The organism is Flavobacterium sp. (genome assembly GCF_024305175.1).
GTDB lineage: Bacteria > Bacteroidota > Bacteroidia > Flavobacteriales > Flavobacteriaceae > Flavobacterium.
In genome coordinates, this window is the sequence record NZ_JAMWYY010000004.1 from 69,817 (window position 1) to 92,571 (window position 22,755).

Genomic DNA, 22,755 nt, shown 5'->3' on the forward strand with positions numbered 1-22,755 from the left:
ACAACAATTATGTATAAATCTTTTATTAGGCCGTTATTATTCAGGTACGACCCTGAAAAAGTGCACCATTTTACTTTCGACTCCATTCGGTTATTGAATAAAATTCCCGGTGCTGCTGCCTTTATGCGTAAAAAATATACTGTAAATCACCCTAAACTTAAGCGTGAAGTTTTCGGGCTAACATTTGGTAACCCTGTAGGTTTGGCAGCAGGGCTTGATAAGGATGCGGTACTGTATAAAGAACTTTCTAACTGCGGCTTCGGGTTTATAGAGATTGGCACACTTACCCCAAAGCCACAAGAAGGTAACCCAAAAACAAGGCTTTTTCGCCTTAAAGAAGATAGTGCGCTCATTAACCGGATGGGCTTTAATAATGGCGGTGTAGCCGTAGCTGCAGAAAGGCTTAAGAGCAACCCTAAAGGAAAGGGGCACGTGCTGATAGGCGGGAACATAGGCAAGAATAAAGTTACGCCTAACGAAGAGGCTGTAAATGATTATGAAATATGTTTTAATGCACTGTATGACTATGTAGATTATTTTGTAGTTAATGTAAGCTCGCCTAATACACCCAATTTGCGTGAATTGCAGGATAAAGAACCGCTGACAAAACTGCTGATGGCTTTGCAGGCTCTTAATGCTTCCAAACCCAACCAGAAGCCTATACTCCTTAAAATTGCACCCGACCTTACAGATGAACAGCTACTGGATATTATAGATATTGTAAAAACAACTGCAATTGCAGGGGTTATTGCAACCAATACCACTATAAGCAGGGAAGGGTTACAGTCAGAAAATAAAAGCGAGTCCGGCGGACTTAGCGGCAGGCCGCTAACAAAACGCTCTACAGAGGTTATCCGTTTTCTTTCGGAGAAAAGCAATAAGGCATTTCCGATAATAGGGGTTGGGGGAATCCATTCACCCGATGATGCCGTAGAAAAGCTGAAAGCAGGAGCGAGCCTCATCCAATTATATACCGGGTTTGTATATGAAGGGCCGGCGCTTGTAAAAGCTATTAACCTTGAAATAATAAAACAGGGGCTATAACTAAAATTTTGATATTCATAGCATAGCAAAAGATAATTTGCCATATTGCTAAAAATATCGGATATTGGCTTTAAATAGCAGCAAAATCAATAAAAAACTTTTTTATCTTTGGCTTCTATGAAGCAGGTAAAAATTATAGAATGCCCGCGAGATGCCATGCAGGGCATTAAAGGTTTTATACCTACAGAGCGTAAAGTGGCTTATTTACAGTCGCTGCTGCGTGTGGGTTTTGATACTATAGATTTTGGCAGCTTTGTATCGCCAAAAGCCATACCGCAAATGCAGGACACGGCAGAGGTGCTGGCACAGCTCGATTTATCTGCTACAACAAGTAAGCTGCTTGCCATTATTGCAAACACAAAAGGGGCAGAAATCGCTTCGGTACATCCTGAAATACAATACCTGGGTTACCCGTTTTCTATCAGCGAGAACTTCCAGATGCGGAACACGCACAAAACCATTGCAGAATCTATAGTTACACTTCAGGAAATACTTAACATTGCCGTAAAAAGCAACAAAGAGGTGGTTGCCTATTTATCTATGGGATTCGGCAATCCTTACGGCGACCCGTGGAATGTGGAAATAGTAGGGGAGTGGACAGAAAAACTGGCTGCTATGGGAGTTACCATACTCTCACTTTCTGACACTATTGGCAGCTCTACACCCGAGGTTATTGACTACCTTTTTTCTAACCTGATACCTAAATATCCTGATGTAGAGTTTGGTGCACACCTGCACACTACACCTAACAAATGGCATGAAAAAACCGATGCTGCTTATAAGGCCGGCTGCATGCGTTTTGATGGTGCCATACAGGGATTTGGCGGCTGCCCAATGGCAAAAGATGAACTTACTGGCAATATGCCAACAGAGAAAATGCTTTCTTACTTTACCGCCGAAAAAGCTTTGACTAATCTTAACTCGCTAAGTTTTGAGAGTGCGTATAATGAGGCAACCAAACTGTTTGGTGAGTTTCATTAAGACTTTATGAAATCGAAGCTTTTATTGCTTTTATGAGTTTTTAACTCAAATTGCGAGGCCAAATAGAACAGACCAAGAATATTAAATAAAGCAGCACCCAAAACAAGGTAAATATTGTGCTGTATGATTTCAGAATTAGTTTCGAATACAGGCTCCAATAATATAGGGGTTCTTTTATTTACATTATCGTTCTCGGTATCTCCCATACCTTCAAATATTGCAGATAAATACCTCGGGTCTGGAGAAGTTTGCTTTAAAAGTTTAAAAGCTTTTATGTCTTTTATCCTGTGTAAAAAACTGTCTTTATGTCCTTCAAGTAATCCTTTAATTTCATTTTTGGACAAACTACCATCATCTACCCTTTCACTTTTAATATTACAAGACCAAAACAGGAATTTGCGGAAGCTATATTTTGTTTTGACCTTTAAGGGCATCGCCAGAACAATTTCTATGGTTCTGTAAGATCTTCCCCTTCTTCTGCTGTGCCATTCAAACCAATAATTTTGTCCAATGTAAGCAGTATCAAGTTCAAAATTCTTAATTACTACTTTATCTATATCAGTATCATTTTCAGATGGAAGAAAATCGGGACTTTCTATAATAAGAATCTTTTGAGACAAAGATTTTATTAGTGCACTGTTTGCTGACAATAATAAACATGCAAAAATTAGCAGCGCCATATACATTTTGAATCTATCCATTTTAGGTTTTAGTTCTTTACCTTTCAGAAATGGCTTAAGATATAGAAATAAAAATATTGCGGAGAGAATTACGCTAAGCGCTATTCCATAGATGCCTTCGCCGGTATTTGTAAATATCATTTCAAAAAGCAGATAATACAAAATTGCGTGAATGATTACCAATATTGATAATGCTCTTAAATAAGGAAGGACAATATTTTTGAAACGAAATTTTATAATGCTCATAGTAAATTCTGAAAAGCCCGAAAATAGTAATAATTTCTTTATTTTAATTCTCCCTAAAAAAACTTATATTTGCATGCAATTTAACTACAAATTGCAAGATGAAAGCACACACAACTAAAATCATCGGCGAAGGTTTAACTTACGATGATGTTCTGCTGGTTCCCAACTACTCTGAGGTACTGCCTCGCGAAGTAAGCATAAAAACACGATTTACCCGAAACATTACCTTAAATGTGCCTATAGTTTCTGCGGCTATGGATACCGTTACCGAAAGCGCTATGGCTATAGCTATGGCCCGCGAAGGCGGTATAGGTGTTCTGCACAAGAACATGACAATAGAGCAGCAGGCTACAGAAGTAAGAAAAGTAAAGCGCGCCGAGTCGGGTATGATAATAGATCCGGTTACCCTGCCGCTTACCGCTACTGTGGGCGATGCTAAAAACGCAATGCGTGAATATGGTATTGGCGGTATTCCTGTGGTAGATGATAACGGAGTGCTTAAAGGCATAGTTACCAATCGCGACCTGAGGTTCGAAAAAGACAATGTACGTGCCATAACAGAGGTTATGACTTCTGAAAACCTGGTAACTGCAGGTGAGGGCACTACCCTTGAAACAGCCGAGATTATATTACAGGAAAATAAGATTGAAAAGCTGCCTGTAGTTAATACAGATAATAAGCTTATCGGGTTAATTACCTTTAGGGATATAACCAAGCTTACCCAAAAACCAATGGCTAATAAAGACAGGTATGGGCGTTTGCGGGTTGCCGCTGCCGTTGGCGTTACAGCCGATGCGGTTAAACGTGCCGAAGCACTTGTTAATGCAGGTGTAGATGCTATAATTATAGATACAGCACATGGCCATACAAAAGGTGTTGTAACTGTTCTTAAAGAGGTTAAGGCACAATTTCCCGACTTAGATGTTGTAGTGGGTAATATTGCAACCCCGGAAGCTGCATTATACCTTGCCGAAAACGGTGCAGATGCTGTTAAGGTAGGCATAGGCCCCGGCTCTATATGCACAACAAGGGTTGTGGCAGGTGTAGGTTTCCCTCAGTTTTCGGCGGTATTAGAGGTTGCTGCGGCGTTAAAAGGCTCAGGAGTACCCGTTATTGCAGATGGTGGTATCCGTTACACAGGCGATATACCTAAAGCTTTGGCAGCGGGCGCCGACTGTGTTATGCTTGGGTCACTGCTTGCAGGTACGAAAGAGTCGCCGGGCGAAACTATTATATTTGAAGGCAGGAAGTTTAAATCTTACAGGGGTATGGGCTCTGTAGAAGCTATGAAAGAAGGCTCTAAAGACCGTTACTTTCAGGACGTGGAAGACGATGTTAAAAAACTGGTACCGGAAGGTATCGTGGGGCGTGTGCCATATAAAGGCGAACTATTTGAAAGTATGTTGCAGTTTATTGGCGGCTTGCGTGCCGGTATGGGCTACTGCGGCGCGAAAGATATACCGACACTACAGGAAAACGGCAGGTTTGTGCGTATAACCTCAAGCGGTATATCCGAAAGCCATCCGCATAATGTAACCATTACGAAAGAATCTCCTAACTATTCGAGATAAGTAAGTAAAAGCAAAAAGGCATATAAAAAAACCGAAAATTTACTTTCGGTTTTTTTATACTCTGTAACTGTGAGCGGTAAACTACTCTTCAAGCGGCTTGCCGATAACTTCGGCCCTGTGTTCGCGTTTAATGTCTTCACTCTCCCATGCATGGTCATTTGCACCGAGCTGTGCGTAAAGGTCGCCCTTAATAAGTTGTTCCTGCATTTCAATTTCTTCCAGAGATGTAATGAGGAATGCCTTTTTATCGTGCCGTTTGTGCGCCAGCCTGAAGGTAGCCTGCTCATCATATTTAATAAAGCGCTGCCCTTGGCGTGTAGCTGTATAACGCCTGTGCCCAAGCTCTACCAGTGCATCTACGCCTAAATGTACTGCACTGTAAAGGTTTTCCCTGTAAAAGTCAGTTAACCCGATATCCACCATTTCAAAAGCATCAGTACGGTTTCGCGCACGCGCCAGTATTTTTAGATGCGGAAAGTGCTTTTTTATTTTTTCAATTACGCTAAGGTTAACCTGAGGGTTGTCTATCGCAGCTATAAAAATTTTAGCGCTTTCACAGCCTGCAGCCGTAAGGAGTTCTAAACGTGTAGCATCTCCGTAATATACCTTAAAGCCCATTTTGCGCAGCGAATCTACCCGTTCAGAGTTCATGTCTAATACTGTTGCCGGAATGCCGTTAGCCTTGAGCAGTCGGCCTATGGTACTGCCAAAATTCCCGAACCCGGCTATGATAACATCATTCTTTTCATCTTCATCAATGGTATCATAGTCCTTTTTGCTTTGCTTTTCCTTCACGCCAAAGTAGGGGTCTATCCATCTTTCGTTTATAAGCAGTAAGAATGGTGTGCCTACCATGCTCAATGCTATTATAGCCATCATTTGGTTAGAAAGCATAGTAGGCATAAGGTTTAGCTGATTGGCAAAGCCTAATATTACGAAACCAAATTCTCCTGCCTGGCTAAGTGCGAAAGCAAACAGCAGGTTCTGGTCAGAGCTCTTTTTATAAAGCCTTCCTATACCTGCAAGCACAAAGAACTTGATGATATTAAAGATGGTAGTAAATACTATAATAAAAGCAGGGTCGGCAAAGATAAGTGTAAAGTTGATAGAGGCTCCCACACCAATAAAGAACAGGCCAAGCAGCAAACCTTTAAAAGGCTCTATATCGCCTTCCAGCTCGTGCCTGAATTCGCTATTGGCCAATACCACGCCTGCCATAAAAGCACCAAGTGCGGGGCTAAGGCCAACAAGCTGCATTAAATAGGATACAGCCATAACCAACAATAGGGCAGAGGCCGTAAACAGTTCCTGTAGCCTTGTTTTGGCTACAATGTGCAGCAAAGGCACAATAATATAACGCCCCGCAAAATATACGGTGGCTATTGCGCCAAATACTATAGCAGCCTGCAGCCACGGCGAAAAACCGTTTATTAGAGAATGCCCCACATTTTCGTTCTGCACATTGCCGCCTGCTAAAAAGGGTAACAGTGCTAATATGGGGATAACAGCAATATCCTGAAAAAGCAGCACTGCAAATGATGACCTCCCCATAGAGGTTTTAGAAAGGTTCTTTTCTTTAAGTGTCTGCATTACTATCGCGGTAGAAGACAGCGTTAGTGCCATAGATATTACCAGAGTAGTTTCCCACTGCCACCGCAATACAAGCGAACATGCCAGGAAAAGTATCAGCGTTGTTGCAACCACCTGCAATAAGCCCATGCCAAATATAAATTTGCGCATGCGCCAAAATTTATAAGGGTCAAGTTCCAGCCCGATAAGGAAAAGCATCATCACCACTCCAAATTCTGCAAAGTGCATAATGTCTTCGCCCTCCTGCCCGATAAGCCCCAGCATATACGGCCCTATTATTATACCGGCAAATAAGTATCCTAAAATAGAGCTTAACCCCAGCTTTTTTGCAATAGGAACACATATTACAGCCGCAGAAAGGTAAATTATTGCCTCAAAAAAAAAGCCGTTTTCCATGATAGTTAGCTTATTTTAGTTTGGAACCATTCATTAAAATAAGGATATTTAGAAATCTCTGAAAGGTTTACACCTTTATTTTCAAGATACTCAAGGGCAGCACGGTATGCACTTCCGCACCTTTCATACCCCTCTGCATCCATAGAGTGTGTTCCGTGTACCACATAAGGTGGTATGTAGGTCATGTTGCATACCTTGGCTGTCTGGTTAAAAGGCTCAAGCAACTGCATAATAGTAAAACGGTCGCGCCCGGTTGGGCTGTAGTTTTCGCGCCTGCCCCCGGTGGTAATTACCTGCATGAGTATTTTATCTTTCAGTGCCTTTCCCTCGCGCCCGTATGCCCATCCGTGCTCCAGTACAATATCAATCCATTGCTTTAACAGTGGCGGGCAACTGTACCAGTACATGGGGTGCTGCCATATAATTATATCGTGAAGCAGCAAGAGCTCCTGCTCGCGCTTCATATCTATGTCAAATTCCGGGTATTCCTGGTAAAGGTCATGAAAGGTTATATTTGGCGAACCCGGAATGTGCCTTACCAGTGCAGCATGTGCATTCGATTTTTCGAACAGCGGGTGCGCGAAAATGATAAGTATCTTGTTTGGCATAAATACATTTTACTGCTTTTAAAGTTATGGATTTATTCCTAAATAATTAGCAGGAGTAATCTGTAATAATTCATTTTTTACTTCATCAGAAACATAGAGGCTCTTGATGAAGCTGTGTATAGCATTTTTATCTATAACCTGATTGGTGCGTGTAAGGTTTTTAAGCGCCTCATACGGGTTAGGGTAGTTTTCACGGCGTAAAATTGTTTGTATAGCTTCAGCAACAACAGCCCAGTTCTTCTCAAGGTCTTCCTCAAACTTATCAGCATTAAGCAGCAGCTTGTTAAGCCCTTTCAAAGTGGCTTCAAAAGCGATAAGGGTATGCCCTATTGGTACGCCTATATTGCGTAGTACCGTGCTATCGGTAAGGTCGCGTTGCAGCCTTGATATAGGAAGCTTTGCAGAGAGGTGCTCAAAAACAGCATTTGCTATGCCCAGGTTACCTTCAGAATTTTCAAAATCTATTGGGTTTACCTTATGTGGCATTGCAGATGAACCTATTTCACCAGCTTTTATTTTCTGCTTAAAGTAATCCATAGATACATAGGTCCATATATCGCGGTCAAGATCTATCAATATGGTATTAATTCGTTTTAAAGCATCAAAAAAAGCAGCAAAATGGTCGTAATGTTCTATTTGTGTAGTAGGGAAGGAGTGCCTTAGCCCAAGTGTACCTTCTACAAAATTAAGCCCAAACTGCCTCCAGTCGTTTTTTGGGTATGCAACAAAGTGTGCATTAAAATTACCGGTTGCACCGCCAAACTTTGCAGCAAACGGAATGTTGTATAATAAACGCAACTGCTCTTCGAGCCTTTCGGTAAATACTCCGATTTCTTTACCAAGGCGGGTAGGAGATGCAGGCTGCCCGTGGGTACGTGCCAGCATTGGCACATTTGCCCATTCAACACTTAGTTCTTTAAGCTTGGATATTACATTTATAAGCGCCGGCATGTAAACATTCTCAAATGCTTCTTTTGCAGATAATGGTATTGCCGTATTATTTATATCCTGGCTTGTCAGCCCAAAGTGTATGAATTCTTTATAATCCTGAAGCCCTAAATTGTCAAATGCTTTTTTAATGAAATATTCAACCGCCTTTACATCATGGTTGGTTGTTTTTTCTATTTCTTTTATCTGTAACGCATCCTGTGTTGTAAAATTCCTGTAAATATTACGCAGGTTATCATAAAGGTTTTTGTCAACCCGTTCCAGTTGCGGTAACGGTAACTCGCAGAGTGCTATAAAATATTCTATTTCTACCAGTACGCGGTAGCGGATTAGAGCTTCTTCAGAGAAATAAGGCGATAATGATATAGTTTTACTCCTGTACCTTCCGTCTATGGGAGATATAGCATTAAGTTCTGATAAAATTTGCATTTGTTGTGTGTTTAAAATAGGTATATCCGCAAAGATAATCTATTGGCTTTAACTAATACAAATTATGGATTGGCTAATTAAATATTTACATATAAAAAGCCTGCCCTAATACAGGGCAGGCTTGTAGTGGTTATACTTTATAAGTATTTACTTAAAACTTATACCTGATACCAAGCGCGATATCCGGGCCAAAATCATCATCCCTGAAATCGTCGCCAAAATAAACCTCCGGCCTAAAGTCAAGCGATAACTGCAATGGTATATCAAAATTATATTCTATACCAATATTACCTGCCAGAAATACAAATGTACCGCTGTCATCATCATCATCAAATCCCGGTGGCACATCATCATCATCAAATTCCCATGTACCAAGACCACCACCTACACCGGCATACCAGTTAAATCCGCCTTCAATATTCCAAACCCACTGGTATAGGCCTGTAAGCTTAACGGCATCATAACGTTCTGAATCACGCCAACCAAGGTCAAGTTCAAGCCTGTTGCCGGAGCTAAGGTAACGCTGGTAAGATACTTCTCCGCCAAAGCCGTCATTATCACCTAAACGTAAACCTAATGCGTTTCTTTCTTCCTGTGCCTGTGCTGTAAAGGCTACACCCAGTAGCATTACAGCGGCTAATAGTAGTTTCTTCATAATATTACTTTGGGTTATTGTTATGAAGCAAAATTATAGCACAGTTATTTGTAAGAAAATATAGTGTTAAATTCTTAACACTTATAATTTTGTTAAATTATTCAGCTACATAAACATCAAGTATTTCTTCCTGATGTACAGCAGCAGATGATGGTAATGGCAAATCTATAGGTATAGGTAATTGAGAAACATTGGAGAGGACATATTCAAAATCTGTCACCACATGCACAACACCTATATTTTCAGCATAATATTGTGTAGATACAATAATATCCTGCTCCGGCATTATATTGACAGGAAAACTGGTACCCGAAAATTCAACATTTGCAGTAACTTCCATCCTCAGTTTAATTTCTACCGACCTAACGTTATTATATTGAACGCCACCGGCCGTATAGCTTGACAGGTTTTCTTTTGCAGTACTGGTAAGGGTGTAATCAAATTCAAGTGTGGTGTTTTCATCATATACTTGAGATAATACGTCTGATACCGAACCAAGTACCTGGTTGTTAGCAGCATTTTCCCTGAATATTGTAAGGTCTGTAACATCTAAAGAGAAAGGCAGTTCTTCAGAAAAGTTAACAGCAGCACTTCCGCTTAGCACCAGCCTGTCTTCAACCTTTCTTACACCATTGTTTGCAAGTGCGCTTGAATAGAAGCCCCAAGACATATTAAGTGTTTTAAACTTTTTGTAGGTGTTACCGTTAATAACAGTATCATTAGCCACATATAAAGAGTCTCTGCCGGAGCCGCCAGCAGCATCGCTCTCAACATCATACACCCAGTAGTTACCCGCATTTAGCGGAAGAAAATCTGAAGTGGAAGTTACATTGTCATTTCCGGAATCGTCACTTGAGCAGGAAAACATAAACAGGCTGAAGCCTAATAATAAAAGTGTGTTTTTCATTTTTAAAAAATCAGTTAAGTTAGTGCTGCTAATATAACTAATTTTTAAGAGGTTTCAGTTTTTTATCAAATATCAGCGATGCTATTAATCTGTTGCCCAGTTCGGTTTCCATTTCAAAATACTCTTCCTCTTTAACCTTAATCTCATTGGCATACTGGTACAACTTCCATCTTTTTTTGTTATACTCCAAAGCCGTAAGGTTTTCAATCCAGTCGCCACTGTTAAGGTAAATAACACTTCCTTTTTTATTTTCCTTCTTCTCTATCTTCGGCTCGTGTATATGACCGCATATTACAAAGTCATACTGATTTTCTATAGCAAGCTCAGCGGCAGTTTCTTCAAAGTCAGAAATAAACTTTACGGCTTTTTTTACACCCGATTTTATTTTCTTTGATAATGAATACTGTTCGCGCCCCATTTTAACCAGAACCCAGTTTATAAACCTGTTTAATAATATAAGGTAGTCGTAGCCTATGCCGCCCAGTTTGGCTACCCATTTTGCGTGGTTAACAGAACTGTCAAAAACATCGCCATGAAAAAACCATGCTTTTTTTCCGTCAAGCTCTAAAACAACTTTATCAACCAGGCAAAAATTGCCCATACTGGTATCGCTGAATTTACGCAACATTTCGTCGTGGTTGCCGGTTATATAATAAACCTTGGTGCCTTTAGATGCCATGTCTATTATTTTCTTTACCACTTTAAGGTGCGACTTTGGGAAGTATGATTTCCTGAATTGCCATATATCTATAATGTCGCCGTTAAGTATCAGTGTCTTTGGCTTAATTGTAGAAAGGTAATTAAGCAGTTCTTTGGCGTGGCAGCCATACGTTCCCAAATGAACATCAGAGAGAACAACAAGGTCAACTATCCTTTTTTTCATGGGGTGTTTTATGCAAAATACACCTATGTGTTTTAATTACAGCTTATGATAAGGTTATAAAATAGTTGTATTTAAAAATAAAGCAGGTATTATTTAAGTCAGGAAAAAGTAAATTTGTAAAAACTTACAACATAATGGCAGGAAATACTTTTGGGCATATATTTAAACTAACAACGTTTGGCGAATCTCATGGGCCGTTAATAGGAGGGATTATTGACGGTTGCCCGGCAGGGATTGCTCTTGATATGGACGCTGTACAGAAAGAAATGGACAGGCGACGTCCGGGGCAGTCTGCAATTGTTACACAACGAAAGGAACCGGATATGGTAGAATTTTTGTCAGGAATATTTGAGGGAGTAACAACAGGTACACCTATTGGCTTTATAATAAAAAATGAAGACCACAAGAGTAAAGACTATTCTCATATTAAAGATGTTTACAGGCCGTCTCACGCCGATTATACTTATCAGCAAAAATATGGTATAAGAGATTACAGGGGCGGGGGCAGAAGCTCAGCGCGCGAAACTGCCTGCCGTGTTGCGGCAGGGGCAATAGCCAGGCAGCTCATGCCGGAAATTAAGATTAATGCTTTTGTATCATCTGTTGGAGATATATTTATAGATAAGCCCTATCAGGCGCTTGATTTAAGCCTGACAGACATTAATGATGTGCGCTGCCCTGACACAGAAACTGCTGCTAAAATGGAAGCATATATTAAAGAGGTTCGAAAAGATGGCGACACTGTAGGAGGGACAATTACCTGTGTATTGCAAAATGTACCTGCCGGCCTGGGAGAGCCTGTGTTCGATAAGTTGCATGCTGAATTAGGAAAGGCAATGTTATCTATAAATGCCGTTAAAGGATTTGAATATGGTAGTGGCTTTTGCGGCGCAAAAATGAAAGGAAGCGAGCACAATGATATTTTTAATACGGATGGAACTACGAAAACTAACCTTTCAGGGGGTATTCAGGGAGGGATAAGTAACGGGATGGATATATATTTCAGGGTCGCTTTTAAGCCTGTGGCAACACTGATGCAGAGCCAGCAGTCTATTGACATACATAGTAACTTGGCCGAAGTTAAAGGTAAAGGCAGGCACGATGCCTGTGTTGTACCCAGGGCAGTACCTATTGTAGAGGCAATGGCGGCTTTAGTGCTGGCTGACTTTTATTTAATTAACAAGATTAGCAAAACAATTTAATTGTAAGACTTGATATACAATTAAGTACAGCATTACTTTAAATACTTATTTAATAGTTAATTCAGAAAGTCGTAAAAAATATTTAATTAAAGCTTGTTTTTTTATTGATATTAACATAATAAAAATTGTATCAGATTTTTTTTTTACTACTTTTGGAAAAAATTAAAAACTATTACCATGAAAAAACAATTACTATTAGGGGCATTACTAGTAGGCTCCTTTTTAACTGCAAATGCACAAAACAATTGTGGCGGTGCAGTTGCGGTGACACCGGGTACTTACACGGTTGGAACAATTGACGGTACTTATCAGGCCGGATGCTGGCAGGCAGCAGCAGCAACTCCAACAGGAGAATGGTATTCATTTACAGCGACTGAAAACGCGCTTGTAAGGGTTAATACTAATATTGCTGCAAATACAAACCCAAACCTTGATACAAGGGTTTCTGTATTTACAGGAACTTGCAGTAACTTAACCTGCTACGCAATTAATGATGATGTTGATGCGGCTAATGAAGAATACCTTTCTGATCTTGAATTCCCTGCAGCAGCCGGTGTAACATATTACATTATGTTTGATAACCGTTGGTCAGCTTTAGGTTTTGATTTTGAACTTTCAGTTACACCTACATCATGTTTTACTCCTGGTGGTTTCCAATATGTTGAAGCGCCTACAACTACAACTGTTTCAATAAGCTGGACAGCTCCTGCAGTTGGTGCTCCTGAAGGATATCAGTTTGAGTACGGCCCACTTGATTATGAGCAGGGTAACGGTGCTATCAATACTATTGATGTAATGGATGGAACAGAAGTTAACCTTACTGATTTAACTCCAAGCACAGACTACTCATTCTACATCCGTTCTTTTTGCGGCGGTACAGATTACAGTGACTGGATAGGGCCAATCTCTTTCAGTACTGAATTTACTGCTGCTGACCTTGCTTATACTTACGGTTTCGAAACTCCAAGCCTTGGCGGATGGTCTATTCTAAATGCAGCTACAGGTTCTACCTGGGAAACAATGCCTGCTGCAGGAACTGCTTTTACCCCTCAAGAAGGTGAATTAGCTATTAGCGCAGGTGCTTTCGGTGCAATTTCTGATGCATGGCTTTTCTCTAGGCCTCTTAACCTTACAGGTGGTGAGGTAGTAACTGTTACATACTATGTAAGAGAGCGTATTGGTGCCGGTAACGGTGGTGTTAATAACCTTAGGGTAACTGTAGGTGATGATAATACTGTAGCGGCTCAAACTACAACTATTAAGCCTTTAACTGAAATTGTAAACAACGAGTGGATACAAGAAACAGCTACATTTACAGCTCCTTCAACAGGTGTTTACTACATAGGTTTCAACTATACAGCTCCTGCTCAGGCACAAGCTAACTTCGGATGGGTAACTCTTGATAACGTACAAGTATCTTCAGTTGCCGGTGTAGAAGAAAATGCAGCTTCACAACTTGCTGTATTCCCTAACCCTGCTACAAACGTAATCAACATTGCAAACGCTTCTTCAAGCCTTGTAAATGGTGTATCAGTAGTAGATATCAACGGCCGTACAGTTAAAACTGTTAAGTTTGATGGTGTTGCTGAAGCTCAGATAAATGTATCTGACCTTGCTTCTGGAATGTATATCATGAATATCTCTACAGAAAAAGGTATAGTAACTAAGAAAGTTGTTAAAAACTAATTAGTAACTTACATTATATAAAAAAGCTGCCTCGTTAGAGGCAGCTTTTTGCTTTTTATATGTTCTGCTTTTATTATTAAGAACTTATTCCATAGCTTCAATTACTAATTGTTACCAATTGCTTCAATAACCGCCTTAGCAGCAACTTCACCTGATAGTAATGCGGCATCGAGAGAACCATTTGCCAAGTGGTCACCGGCCAGATAAAGATGTTGTCCTGCCTTAACTGGTTTTTCAGGATAGCAGAGGGTTGCAAGATCGGGTAAAGCCTTTTGTATGTGATATAGCTTTAAAAAAGATTCCGTTACAATTCCGCAATGTATCTTCAGTTCATTTTCTACAGCTGCTATTAGTTCCTTATCAGCTAAATTATGCTGCCTTACTACTGTTACAGAAAGTAAATGTCCCTTGGCGGTATCAGCCGTTGCAGGCTCAGGATAGCAAATATTATTTATAAGTGCATTACCATCAGTAACAAGCCCAATAATACTTTCTTTAATGTATCTTTTAGCCGTAGTAAAATATAATGTAGTACAGCTTTTCCAGTGTACTGCAGTCGGCTGATTGCTATTGTTGATTACGGAAATATCAGCCGCTGTAATTATGTAGTCAGCCTTTAATGTGCTTCTGTCTTCCAAAACAATTGTATTATTCTCTATTGCCAGTACTTTGGCAGAAAGCTTTATAGTAGTATTTTTTAATGGTTTTGAAAGATTTTCAGCAACATCTTTTATACCGCCGTATGGTAGCGCGGCATATCCTGTACTGAACATTTTATATACAAAACAAAACATTTCGGCAGGCGTGGCAAGTTTATCTTCTAAAAATATGCCTGTAAAGAATGGTTTAAAAAAGTTTTCTATAATACGGTTACTAAAGCCATATTCCTGTAAAAATGCCAGTGTGGTTTTACGGCTGCCTTTAAAAATACTTTCTGTTTTTTGGCTTATAAGTTCTCTTGAGAGTTTAAACACAAGGTATTTATCTTTCAGGCTACCTGCAGGTGAGGCTATTGTAGGCAACAGAAAAGAAAGTTTTCTTAACGGGTCACCTATTTTACTTTGTTTACCATCTTTAAAAAGCAGGGCACCGGGCTCAAAGTGTACAGTCTCTAATTCTTTAAAGTTAATATATTTCCTTACAGATGGATATGCCGTAAGCAATACCTGAAATCCATAATCAAGGTTATAGCCTTTATAGTTATCGGTGCGCAAGCGTCCACCAAGCCTGTCGGTAGCTTCCAGTATAATTGATGCAAAACCATTTTCTTCAAGACATCTTGCGGCTGCAAGTCCGCTTGCTCCGCCCCCTATAATATATATTGCAACAGACATTTGTTTAATTATTATTTAAAAATATTAAACAAAATTAAACATTTAAATTTAAGCGCAGGCTATTTATTTACCTGTTACCTTACATTATTCTTTGCAATCAACTTTTTCCAATACCTGTTCGGATGTTTCGCTTTTATCATATCGCCAGATGCTTTCCTCATCCTGTTGCATAGCTCCGTATTTTATGCTTGCTGAATTCTCTTCCACAGTAAAATGAAGTTCTTCTTTATAATCCATTCCCTCAGCCATAGTTTCGGCTATTGCAGTGCCTTTGCCGTCTTTTAAAACACCCCTGAAAGTACTTCGTTTGGTGTCTTTTTCATAAGGCAGCCATTTTAGAACACCATAAACGCTGTCGCCTTCTCTCTCAAACTCAAAAACGATGCTGTCATTCACAACCCTGTCTTTATTATATTCAGGAGAATAAGGGGACACCTTTAAAAAGCAATATTTTTCGATAATGTTTTCCGCTATTGCCGCGTTATCTGCATTTTCATTTGCAGCTTCATTTTGTTCTTTGCCTTTGCATGCTACCAGTAATAGCATCGAAAGGCTCATAATAATATTCTTCATTGTTTTAGGTTTTTCATAAATTTAAAGTATATTAGGAAAAGCAGAAAAGTTTTTACATAATTATAACGCCTTTCACTGCTGTAATTTTAAAAGCTAATTGAGCTATATACATGACATTATTAGCTATTTTTAATAAGTTTGTCAAATTAGGCTTTCATTTTTTTGCCATATATAGTACATTAGCACAAAATCCCTATATTTTATATGCTGGAGCAGAATCAGTACACTGAAGATAACATCCGTTCACTCGACTGGAAGGAGCACATCCGTATGCGTCCCGGTATGTATATCGGAAAACTTGGTGACGGTTCCTCACCCGATGACGGTATTTATATCCTTTTAAAAGAAGTGCTGGACAACTCTATAGATGAGTTTGTTATGGGCACAGGCAAAACCATAGAAGTTACTGTTCGTGATAAAACGGTTACTGTTCGCGACTACGGTCGTGGCATTCCGTTAGGAAAGGTTGTAGATGTGGTTTCTAAAATGAATACCGGGGGCAAGTATGATTCCCGCGCATTTAAAAAATCGGTTGGATTGAATGGTGTGGGTACTAAGGCAGTTAATGCACTTTCTACATATTTCAGGGTAGAGTCGGTAAGGGACAATCAACAGAAAGCGGCTGAATTTTCGGCCGGAGAGCTTACACTGGAAGAAGATATAATAGAAACTACCAAGCGAAAGGGTACTAAAGTATCTTTTATTGCCGATGATACCATTTTTAAGAACTACAAATACCGCAATGAATATATTGTAATGATGCTCAAGAATTATTGTTACCTGAATACCGGGCTGACAATAATTTATAACGGTGAAAAATACCAGTCGGAAGAAGGGCTTAAAGATCTTTTGAGCGAAAATATTAATGAAGACGACAGGATATACCCGATAATACATCTTAAAGATGAAGATATCGAGATAGCCATGACGCATAGCAAAACCCAGTACAGCGAAGAATATTATTCTTTTGTAAACGGGCAAAATACAACACAGGGCGGTACACATCTTGCAGCATTTCGCGAGGCTTTAGTTAAAACCATAAAAGAGTTTTATAACAAAAATTTTGAGGCGGCAGATATTCGTAAATCTATTGTAAGCGCAATAAGCGTTAAAGTAGAAGAACCGGTATTTGAATCGCAGACCAAAACAAAGCTTGGGTCGACAGATATGGGGCCGAACCTGCCAACGGTGCGTACTTTTGTAAATGATTTTATAAAAACAAAACTCGATAACTTTCTGCACCGTAACCCGGAAACGGCTGATGCTTTGCTTAAAAAGATACTGCAGGCAGAGCGTGAGAGGAAAGAACTTTCGGGCATACGCAAGCTGGCACGCGACAGGGCTAAAAAAGCCAGCCTGCATAACAAAAAGCTGCGTGACTGCCGTGTGCACCTTACCGATGCCAAAAACCCGCGAAGCCTTGAAAGCACACTTTTTATTACAGAGGGTGATTCGGCTTCAGGCTCAATAACAAAGTCGAGGGATGTAAACACACAGGCGGTTTTCAGCCTTCGCGGTAAGCCGCTTAACTCTTATGGCATGAGCAAGAAAATTGTTTATGAAAATGAGGAGTTTAACTTGTTACAGGCAGCGCTAAATATTGAAGAGGAAATGGAAAACCTGCGCTATAACAATATTGTTATAGCTACCGATGCTGATGTTGACGGTATGCACATACGCCTACTGCTCATAACGTTTTTCCTGCAGTTTTTCCCGGAGCTGATAAAAGAGCGACACCTGTACATATTACAAACCCCGCTTTTCAGGGTTCGGAATAAAAAAGAAACGATATACTGCTATAGTGAAGAAGAACGCAGGGCAGCAATTGAAAAGCTTAAGGGCAAACCTGAAATTACACGTTTTAAAGGTTTGGGCGAAATATCGCCGGATGAGTTTAAGCATTTTATAGGGCAGGATATACGCCTTGACCCTGTAATGCTGGACAGTGCTACTTCTATACAAAATATGCTCGAGTTTTACATGGGCAAGAACACGCCGGACAGGCAGGATTTTATTATAAACAACCTTAAAGTAGAACTGGATGTGGTGGAGGAGTAGTTTATTACTGCTTTGCATCCTATTGCTGCAAGCGTGTACTATAATCGTGCCCAAAGAAGAAATTTATCCTTTTTCTGAAGCTGAAAAAATAGAAATAGTTTCATATCCTGACCGCATGAATTGGGATAATCACTTTGATAGCACAATAGTTGTGAGCGGAGAAATAAGGTTTAGTAAGTCATTGATTAAAGAAAGGGTAGTACTCAATGATACATTAACTGAAAAGCTTTTCCGATACTTATTTATAGAGGAATGCCCATTAATAGATATAACCCGATCCCTTTGCTACCAACCCCGTCATGCAATACTTTTCTATAATAATGAAAGTAAAATATATAGCTATTTGGAAGTATGCCTGGAATGCGGAAAAGCAGAAGGTAATTTTCTATATAACGAAATATGCGATGAAAGAACCGCAAATTTAGAACACATATTTAAGCAAGCAGGTATAAAATATTTTGGAGAAGAATAATATATGAGCGAAGATAATTTTGAACCTATAGAAGGAGAGCAATACGAAGGTGATGCCCCGGAGCAGCAGGAAACCATAACCAAGGTTACCGGTATGTATAAAGACTGGTTCCTGGATTATGCTTCTTATGTTATCCTGGAGCGTGCCGTGCCTGCCATAGAAGACGGTTTTAAGCCCGTGCAGCGCCGTATTATGCACTCGCTTAAAGAGCTTGACGACGGCCGGTATAACAAGGTGGCCAACGTTGTAGGTCATACCATGCAGTACCACCCGCATGGCGATGCCAGTATAGGCGATGCAATGGTGCAGATAGGGCAGAAGGAACTACTTATAGATACCCAGGGTAACTGGGGTAACATACTTACAGGCGATGGCGCCGCAGCACCACGTTACATAGAGGCAAGGTTATCCAAGTTTGCGCTTGAGGTGCTTTACAGCCCTAAAGTCACCACATGGCAGCTATCATATGACGGGCGTAAGAATGAGCCTGTAAACCTGCCTGTAAAGTTCCCGTTGCTGTTAGCACAGGGAGCAGAGGGTATTGCTGTTGGTTTATCCACAAAAGTGCTGCCTCATAATTTTAATGAGCTGATTGACGCTTCTATTAAAGTACTTAAAAATAAGCCTTTTACCATTTACCCTGACTTTCCTACAGGGGGAGTAGCTGACATATCAAATTATAATGATGGTATGCGCGGCGGGCGTGTGCGTGTGCGTGCTAAAGTATCTCAATTAGATAAAAGTACACTTGTAATTACACAAATACCTTTTTCAACTAATACTTCAAGTCTTATTGACAGTATATTGAAAGCCAACGAGAAAGGTAAAATAAAAATTAAAAAAATTGAAGACAATACCGCTGCTGATGTAGAGATACTGATACACCTCCCTACGGGCGTTTCGCCTGATAAAACAATAGATGCACTGTTTGCCTTTACCGCCTGCGAAACCTCATTAGCGCCGCTTGGCTGCGTTATAGACGGGCATAAGCCTTATTTTGTAGGCGTAAGCGAAATGCTGCGTATTTCTACCAAACGTACTGTTGACCTGCTGAAGCGTGAACTTGAAATTCAGCTTGATGAATTTGAAGAGCAATGGCATTTCCTATCGTTAGAACGGATTTTTATTGAGAACAGAATTTACCGCCTTATTGAAGAGGAAGAAACCTGGGAGGGCGTTATACGTGCCATAGATGAAGGCCTGAAGCCTTTTACCACACACCTTAAGCGCGCCGTTACTGAAGAGGATATTGTACGCCTGACAGAGATAAGGATTAAGAGGATTTCTAAATTTGATATTGATAAGGCCCAGGAAAAAATTGAAGCCCTTGAAGGCGAAATAGAGCAGGTAAAATATAACCTTGAGCATATTATAGATTTTGCCATAAAGTACTTCCAGAACCTTAAAGAGAAGTATGGTAAAGGCAGGGAACGTAAAACAGAATTGCGCAGCTTTGATAATATAGAAGCTACAAAAGTGGTATTACGCAATACCAAACTGTATATGAACAGGGAGGAAGGTTTTATTGGTACCGGCCTTAAAAAAGATGAATATGTAGCCGATTGCAGTGATATTGATGATGTTATCGTTTTCCTGCGTGATGGTAACATGATGGTAACCAAAGTTGATGTAAAGACCTTTGTAGGTAAAGACATAATTCACGCTGCCGTGTTTGATAAAAACGACAAGCGCACCATATATAACATGATATACCGCGACGGCAAGTCGGGGCCAAGCTATGTTAAACGCTTTAATGTATCGGGTGTAACACGCGATAAGCTATATGACCTTACACAAGGCACAAAGGGCTCTCAGGTATTGTACTTTTCCGCTAACCCGAATGGCGAGGCAGAGGTTGTAAACATATTGCTGCGACAGGTAGGCAGCATTAAAAAGCTGAAACTGGATCTTGACTTTGCCACGATAAGCATTAAAGGCCGTGCATCACGGGGTAATACAGTAACAAAATATCCTATAAAGCGTATTGAGCTTAAGGAAAAAGGCATATCAACATTAAAGCCCCGCCGCATTTGGTTTGATGATACGGTGCAGCGTTTAAATGTTGACGGCAGGGGAGAGTTGTTGGGTGAATTCCGCCCCAATGACAGGTTGTTGATTATTAACCAGTCGGGCAAAGTAAAAACTATTGTACCCGAAATTACAACCCATTTTGATGAAGGCATGATAGTGCTTGAAAAGTGGGTACCTAAAAAGCCTGTTTCTGCTATATATTTTGATGGCGAAAAAGAACGCTACTATGTAAAACGCTTTCTTATAGAAAACGAAAACAGGGAAGAGATTTTTATAACGGAGCATGAGAAATCGCAACTGGAAATTGTTTCTACCGATTACAGGCCGGTTGCAGAGGTAATTTTTGCCAAGATAAAAGGAGTTCAGAAAGAAAACCTTGTTGTTGACCTTGAAAACTTTATTGCTGTCAAGGGTATTAAAGCGCTTGGTAACCAGCTTACTGCCGATAAGGTAAAACAGATTAACCTGTTAGAGCCGTTGCCCTATGACGCACCTGAAGAAGAAGTGCCCGAAGAAATGGAAGTTAAAGGCGAAACCGACCTTACAGATGAAAACACTACTATATCACTTGACGAAGACGGGCAGATTACCCTTTCATTAGATTAATCTTTTATTTTATCATATTAAGAAAAGAAAAAGGCAGCCATCGGCTGCCTTTCTGACTGTTTTACCCTCACGTAAAACAGTACAAACCCACACATTACAAAACTATTACTTTTTAACAGCAACTTTATGTTGAGAAATTGCTCCGCTAACATTCAATTGTAGGATATATACACCTTCCTGAAGTGATGATACATCTATAGTATTACCATTTGCCTGCGGTACTACCTGCCTTCCTGAAAGGTCGAACATATTATATTGTACATCCTGTGCGCCAGCGCTAACATTAATAACCGACGCAGCAGGGTTAGGGTATAATGTAACATTGTTATTTTTAAACAGCTCTGTGCTTAAAGCTGCAGGCAGCTCTAAAAGTTCTCCGCCATTTGCTGATGCAACCCATAAACCAAATGCAGGCCCGTCACTGTTTACCGCCGGGTTAAGGAAACCACTTGCAAGTACAGTTATTGCAGCGCCATCTAACGATAACGTAGAAAGAGGTGCCTGGTAAGCCGCAACCACGGTATTACCATCAGATGTAGTTACATTTAGTGTATAATCGTCTGTAGCAAGTTCAAGGTAACCATCAAAATCACCATACATGATATCATCAACTATTGTTCCTGCACCAACAGCTACCACATCTACAGTAGGAGCATCGGTAGCACCATGAAATACCAATACATCAGTATTGCCCATTTCCATTGCCATTTCTCTTGCCATCGGATAAACATACAGGTCAAAAGGCTGGTTTGGCTCATAACCTTCGGTACTTACAATACCATTAGCTATTACAACATATGTTTCACCGGCAGTAAGTGTTGTAGTAAGATTATAAATGCTTTCACTTGCAGATGTACTTGTAGCAGGTGCAATATCTATTGATATTTCTTCGCCTGCAGGAGCATCAATAAACGGTGTAGCAGTTCTGAAAGCAAAATCATCCTCTAATATTTCGCCATTTAAATAAACATCAACCAGTTGTGCAGCCATATCGGCAGAGTTGTGTATGATCTGAACTCTGGCAGTAGTGTTTGCCAGTGGCAGCGGTATTAAATCTCCGCCGGCAGCAGTGGCAACCCACAAACCAAACGCAGGGCCATCACTATTCATTGAAGGATCTAAAAACCCACTTGCAAGGACTGTTATTGCCGAGCCCTGAAGTGCAAGCGTTTCAAGCGGAGCCTGATATGATGCTACTACAACAGCACCTGTCTCATCTGTGATGTCAATAATGTAATCATCCGTTAAAAGCTCAAGGTAATCATCTCCGAATGAAGGAAAAGAAATGTCATTTACTACAGTACCTGCAGGCACACTTGTTTCTACAACATCAACTGTAGGAGCATCCGGAGAACCGTGGCTCACAAGCATATCTACAGCAGTAGCTGATGTGGCAACTTCTCTTGCACCTGCAAATACAGAAAGCTCAAATGGCTGTAATGGTGTATAACCTGTAGTGCTTACCAAGCCGTTAGCTACAATAATATACGTTTCATTTTCTGCAAGCGAAGTTGTCAGGGTATAAATACCATCAGCTGCAGATGTACTGTTACCCGGTGCAACAACAATTGTAAGGGGCGTGTTTGCAGGAGCATCCATAAATGCTGTGGCTGTCCTGAAAGCAAAATCATCTTCCAGTATGTCACCGTTTAAATATACATCAACTTCGGCTGCTGCTGCATCAGGGGAATTGTGGATAACCTGTACCCTGGCTGTTTGTGCCGTTGAGGACATACCTGATATGCCTAGAATAACTGAAAATAAGAGTGTAATTTTTTTCATCGCATTATTGTTTTTTGTTTAACATACATCAAAATTAATTAAACAAAAATCTAAAAGTAATACTGTTAAAGAA

The 22,755-nt window shown here is 40.2% G+C and carries 18 protein-coding genes; 8 read left to right on the top strand and 10 right to left on the bottom strand.

What is annotated here, in order from left to right; genetic code table 11:
• The first annotated feature begins 9 nt into the window (after positions 1-9).
• Together Q0K96_RS01975 and Q0K96_RS01980 are read left to right on the top strand one after the other, a co-directional pair.
• Complete coding sequence (locus Q0K96_RS01975; protein ID WP_297332328.1) at positions 10-1,044, top strand: quinone-dependent dihydroorotate dehydrogenase; 1,035 nt, start codon at positions 10-12, stop codon at positions 1,042-1,044.
• Between the two features lie 117 nt (positions 1,045-1,161).
• Positions 1,162-2,025: a hydroxymethylglutaryl-CoA lyase gene (locus Q0K96_RS01980; protein WP_297332329.1), complete on the top strand. Its 864-nt coding sequence runs from the start codon at positions 1,162-1,164 to the stop codon at positions 2,023-2,025.
• Here the strand turns inward: Q0K96_RS01980 and Q0K96_RS01985 are convergent.
• The gene (locus Q0K96_RS01985) at positions 2,022-2,951 is read right to left on the bottom strand and encodes a hypothetical protein (RefSeq protein ID WP_297332330.1); all 930 of its coding nucleotides are present in this window, start codon (positions 2,949-2,951) and stop codon (positions 2,022-2,024) included. The genes Q0K96_RS01980 and Q0K96_RS01985 overlap by 4 nt on opposite strands.
• Positions 2,952-3,049: 98 nt before the next feature.
• On the opposite strand from Q0K96_RS01985, the gene guaB reads away from it, so the two are divergent.
• Entirely contained in the window at positions 3,050-4,522 is a 1,473-nt protein-coding gene (gene guaB / locus Q0K96_RS01990) for an IMP dehydrogenase (RefSeq protein ID WP_297332331.1), read from the top strand.
• Positions 4,523-4,603: 81 nt separating this feature from the next.
• On the opposite strand, the gene Q0K96_RS01995 is transcribed toward guaB, so the two are convergent.
• From Q0K96_RS01995 to Q0K96_RS02020, 6 genes are all read right to left on the bottom strand, one after another.
• A complete protein-coding gene (locus tag Q0K96_RS01995) occupies positions 4,604-6,508 on the bottom strand; it encodes a monovalent cation:proton antiporter-2 (CPA2) family protein (RefSeq protein ID WP_297332332.1) in 1,905 nt (634 codons plus the stop codon).
• A 5-nt stretch (positions 6,509-6,513) separates the two neighbouring features.
• Positions 6,514-7,116, bottom strand: a complete 603-nt coding sequence (locus tag Q0K96_RS02000) for an NAD(P)H-dependent oxidoreductase (protein WP_297332333.1) — start codon at positions 7,114-7,116, stop codon at positions 6,514-6,516.
• 24 nt (positions 7,117-7,140) lie between these two features.
• On the bottom strand, positions 7,141-8,493 hold the full coding sequence (gene purB, locus Q0K96_RS02005) for an adenylosuccinate lyase (RefSeq protein WP_297332334.1): 1,353 nt from the start codon (positions 8,491-8,493) through the stop codon (positions 7,141-7,143).
• 151 nt (positions 8,494-8,644) lie between these two features.
• On the bottom strand, positions 8,645-9,148 hold the full coding sequence (locus tag Q0K96_RS02010; protein ID WP_223052772.1) for a porin family protein: 504 nt from the start codon (positions 9,146-9,148) through the stop codon (positions 8,645-8,647).
• A gap of 97 nt (positions 9,149-9,245) precedes the next feature.
• On the bottom strand, positions 9,246-10,055 hold the full coding sequence (locus Q0K96_RS02015; RefSeq protein WP_297332335.1) for a hypothetical protein: 810 nt from the start codon (positions 10,053-10,055) through the stop codon (positions 9,246-9,248).
• A gap of 37 nt (positions 10,056-10,092) precedes the next feature.
• Positions 10,093-10,938, bottom strand: a complete 846-nt coding sequence (locus Q0K96_RS02020; RefSeq protein WP_297332336.1) for a UDP-2,3-diacylglucosamine diphosphatase — start codon at positions 10,936-10,938, stop codon at positions 10,093-10,095.
• 134 nt (positions 10,939-11,072) lie between these two features.
• On the opposite strand from Q0K96_RS02020, the gene aroC reads away from it, so the two are divergent.
• Positions 11,073-12,140, top strand: a complete 1,068-nt coding sequence (gene aroC / locus Q0K96_RS02025; RefSeq protein ID WP_297332337.1) for a chorismate synthase — start codon at positions 11,073-11,075, stop codon at positions 12,138-12,140.
• Between the two features lie 177 nt (positions 12,141-12,317).
• Positions 12,318-13,826: a T9SS type A sorting domain-containing protein gene (locus Q0K96_RS02030; protein WP_297332338.1), complete on the top strand. Its 1,509-nt coding sequence runs from the start codon at positions 12,318-12,320 to the stop codon at positions 13,824-13,826.
• 104 nt (positions 13,827-13,930) lie between these two features.
• Here Q0K96_RS02030 and Q0K96_RS02035 read toward each other — a convergent pair whose 3' ends face one another.
• Both Q0K96_RS02035 and Q0K96_RS02040 read right to left on the bottom strand, forming a co-directional pair.
• Complete coding sequence (locus Q0K96_RS02035; RefSeq protein ID WP_297332339.1) at positions 13,931-15,160, bottom strand: NAD(P)/FAD-dependent oxidoreductase; 1,230 nt, start codon at positions 15,158-15,160, stop codon at positions 13,931-13,933.
• 84 nt (positions 15,161-15,244) lie between these two features.
• Positions 15,245-15,733, bottom strand: coding sequence for a hypothetical protein (locus Q0K96_RS02040; RefSeq protein WP_297332340.1), 489 nt, complete (start codon positions 15,731-15,733; stop codon positions 15,245-15,247).
• 204 nt (positions 15,734-15,937) lie between these two features.
• Between Q0K96_RS02040 and Q0K96_RS02045 the strand changes: the two genes are divergently transcribed.
• Genes Q0K96_RS02045 through Q0K96_RS02055 form a run of 3 tightly spaced genes read left to right on the top strand, consistent with a single transcriptional unit; the run spans position 15,938 to position 20,900 of the window.
• Positions 15,938-17,791, top strand: coding sequence for a DNA topoisomerase IV subunit B (locus tag Q0K96_RS02045; protein ID WP_297332341.1), 1,854 nt, complete (start codon positions 15,938-15,940; stop codon positions 17,789-17,791).
• Positions 17,792-17,837: 46 nt separating this feature from the next.
• Positions 17,838-18,263, top strand: coding sequence for a hypothetical protein (locus Q0K96_RS02050; RefSeq protein WP_297332342.1), 426 nt, complete (start codon positions 17,838-17,840; stop codon positions 18,261-18,263).
• Positions 18,264-18,266: 3 nt separating this feature from the next.
• Positions 18,267-20,900 (top strand): DNA gyrase/topoisomerase IV subunit A, encoded by a 2,634-nt coding sequence (locus tag Q0K96_RS02055; RefSeq protein ID WP_297332343.1) that lies wholly within the window; start codon positions 18,267-18,269, stop codon positions 20,898-20,900.
• A gap of 105 nt (positions 20,901-21,005) precedes the next feature.
• Here Q0K96_RS02055 and Q0K96_RS02060 read toward each other — a convergent pair whose 3' ends face one another.
• On the bottom strand, positions 21,006-22,682 hold the full coding sequence (locus Q0K96_RS02060; protein ID WP_297332344.1) for a DUF4397 domain-containing protein: 1,677 nt from the start codon (positions 22,680-22,682) through the stop codon (positions 21,006-21,008).
• Positions 22,683-22,755 lie beyond the last annotated feature (73 nt).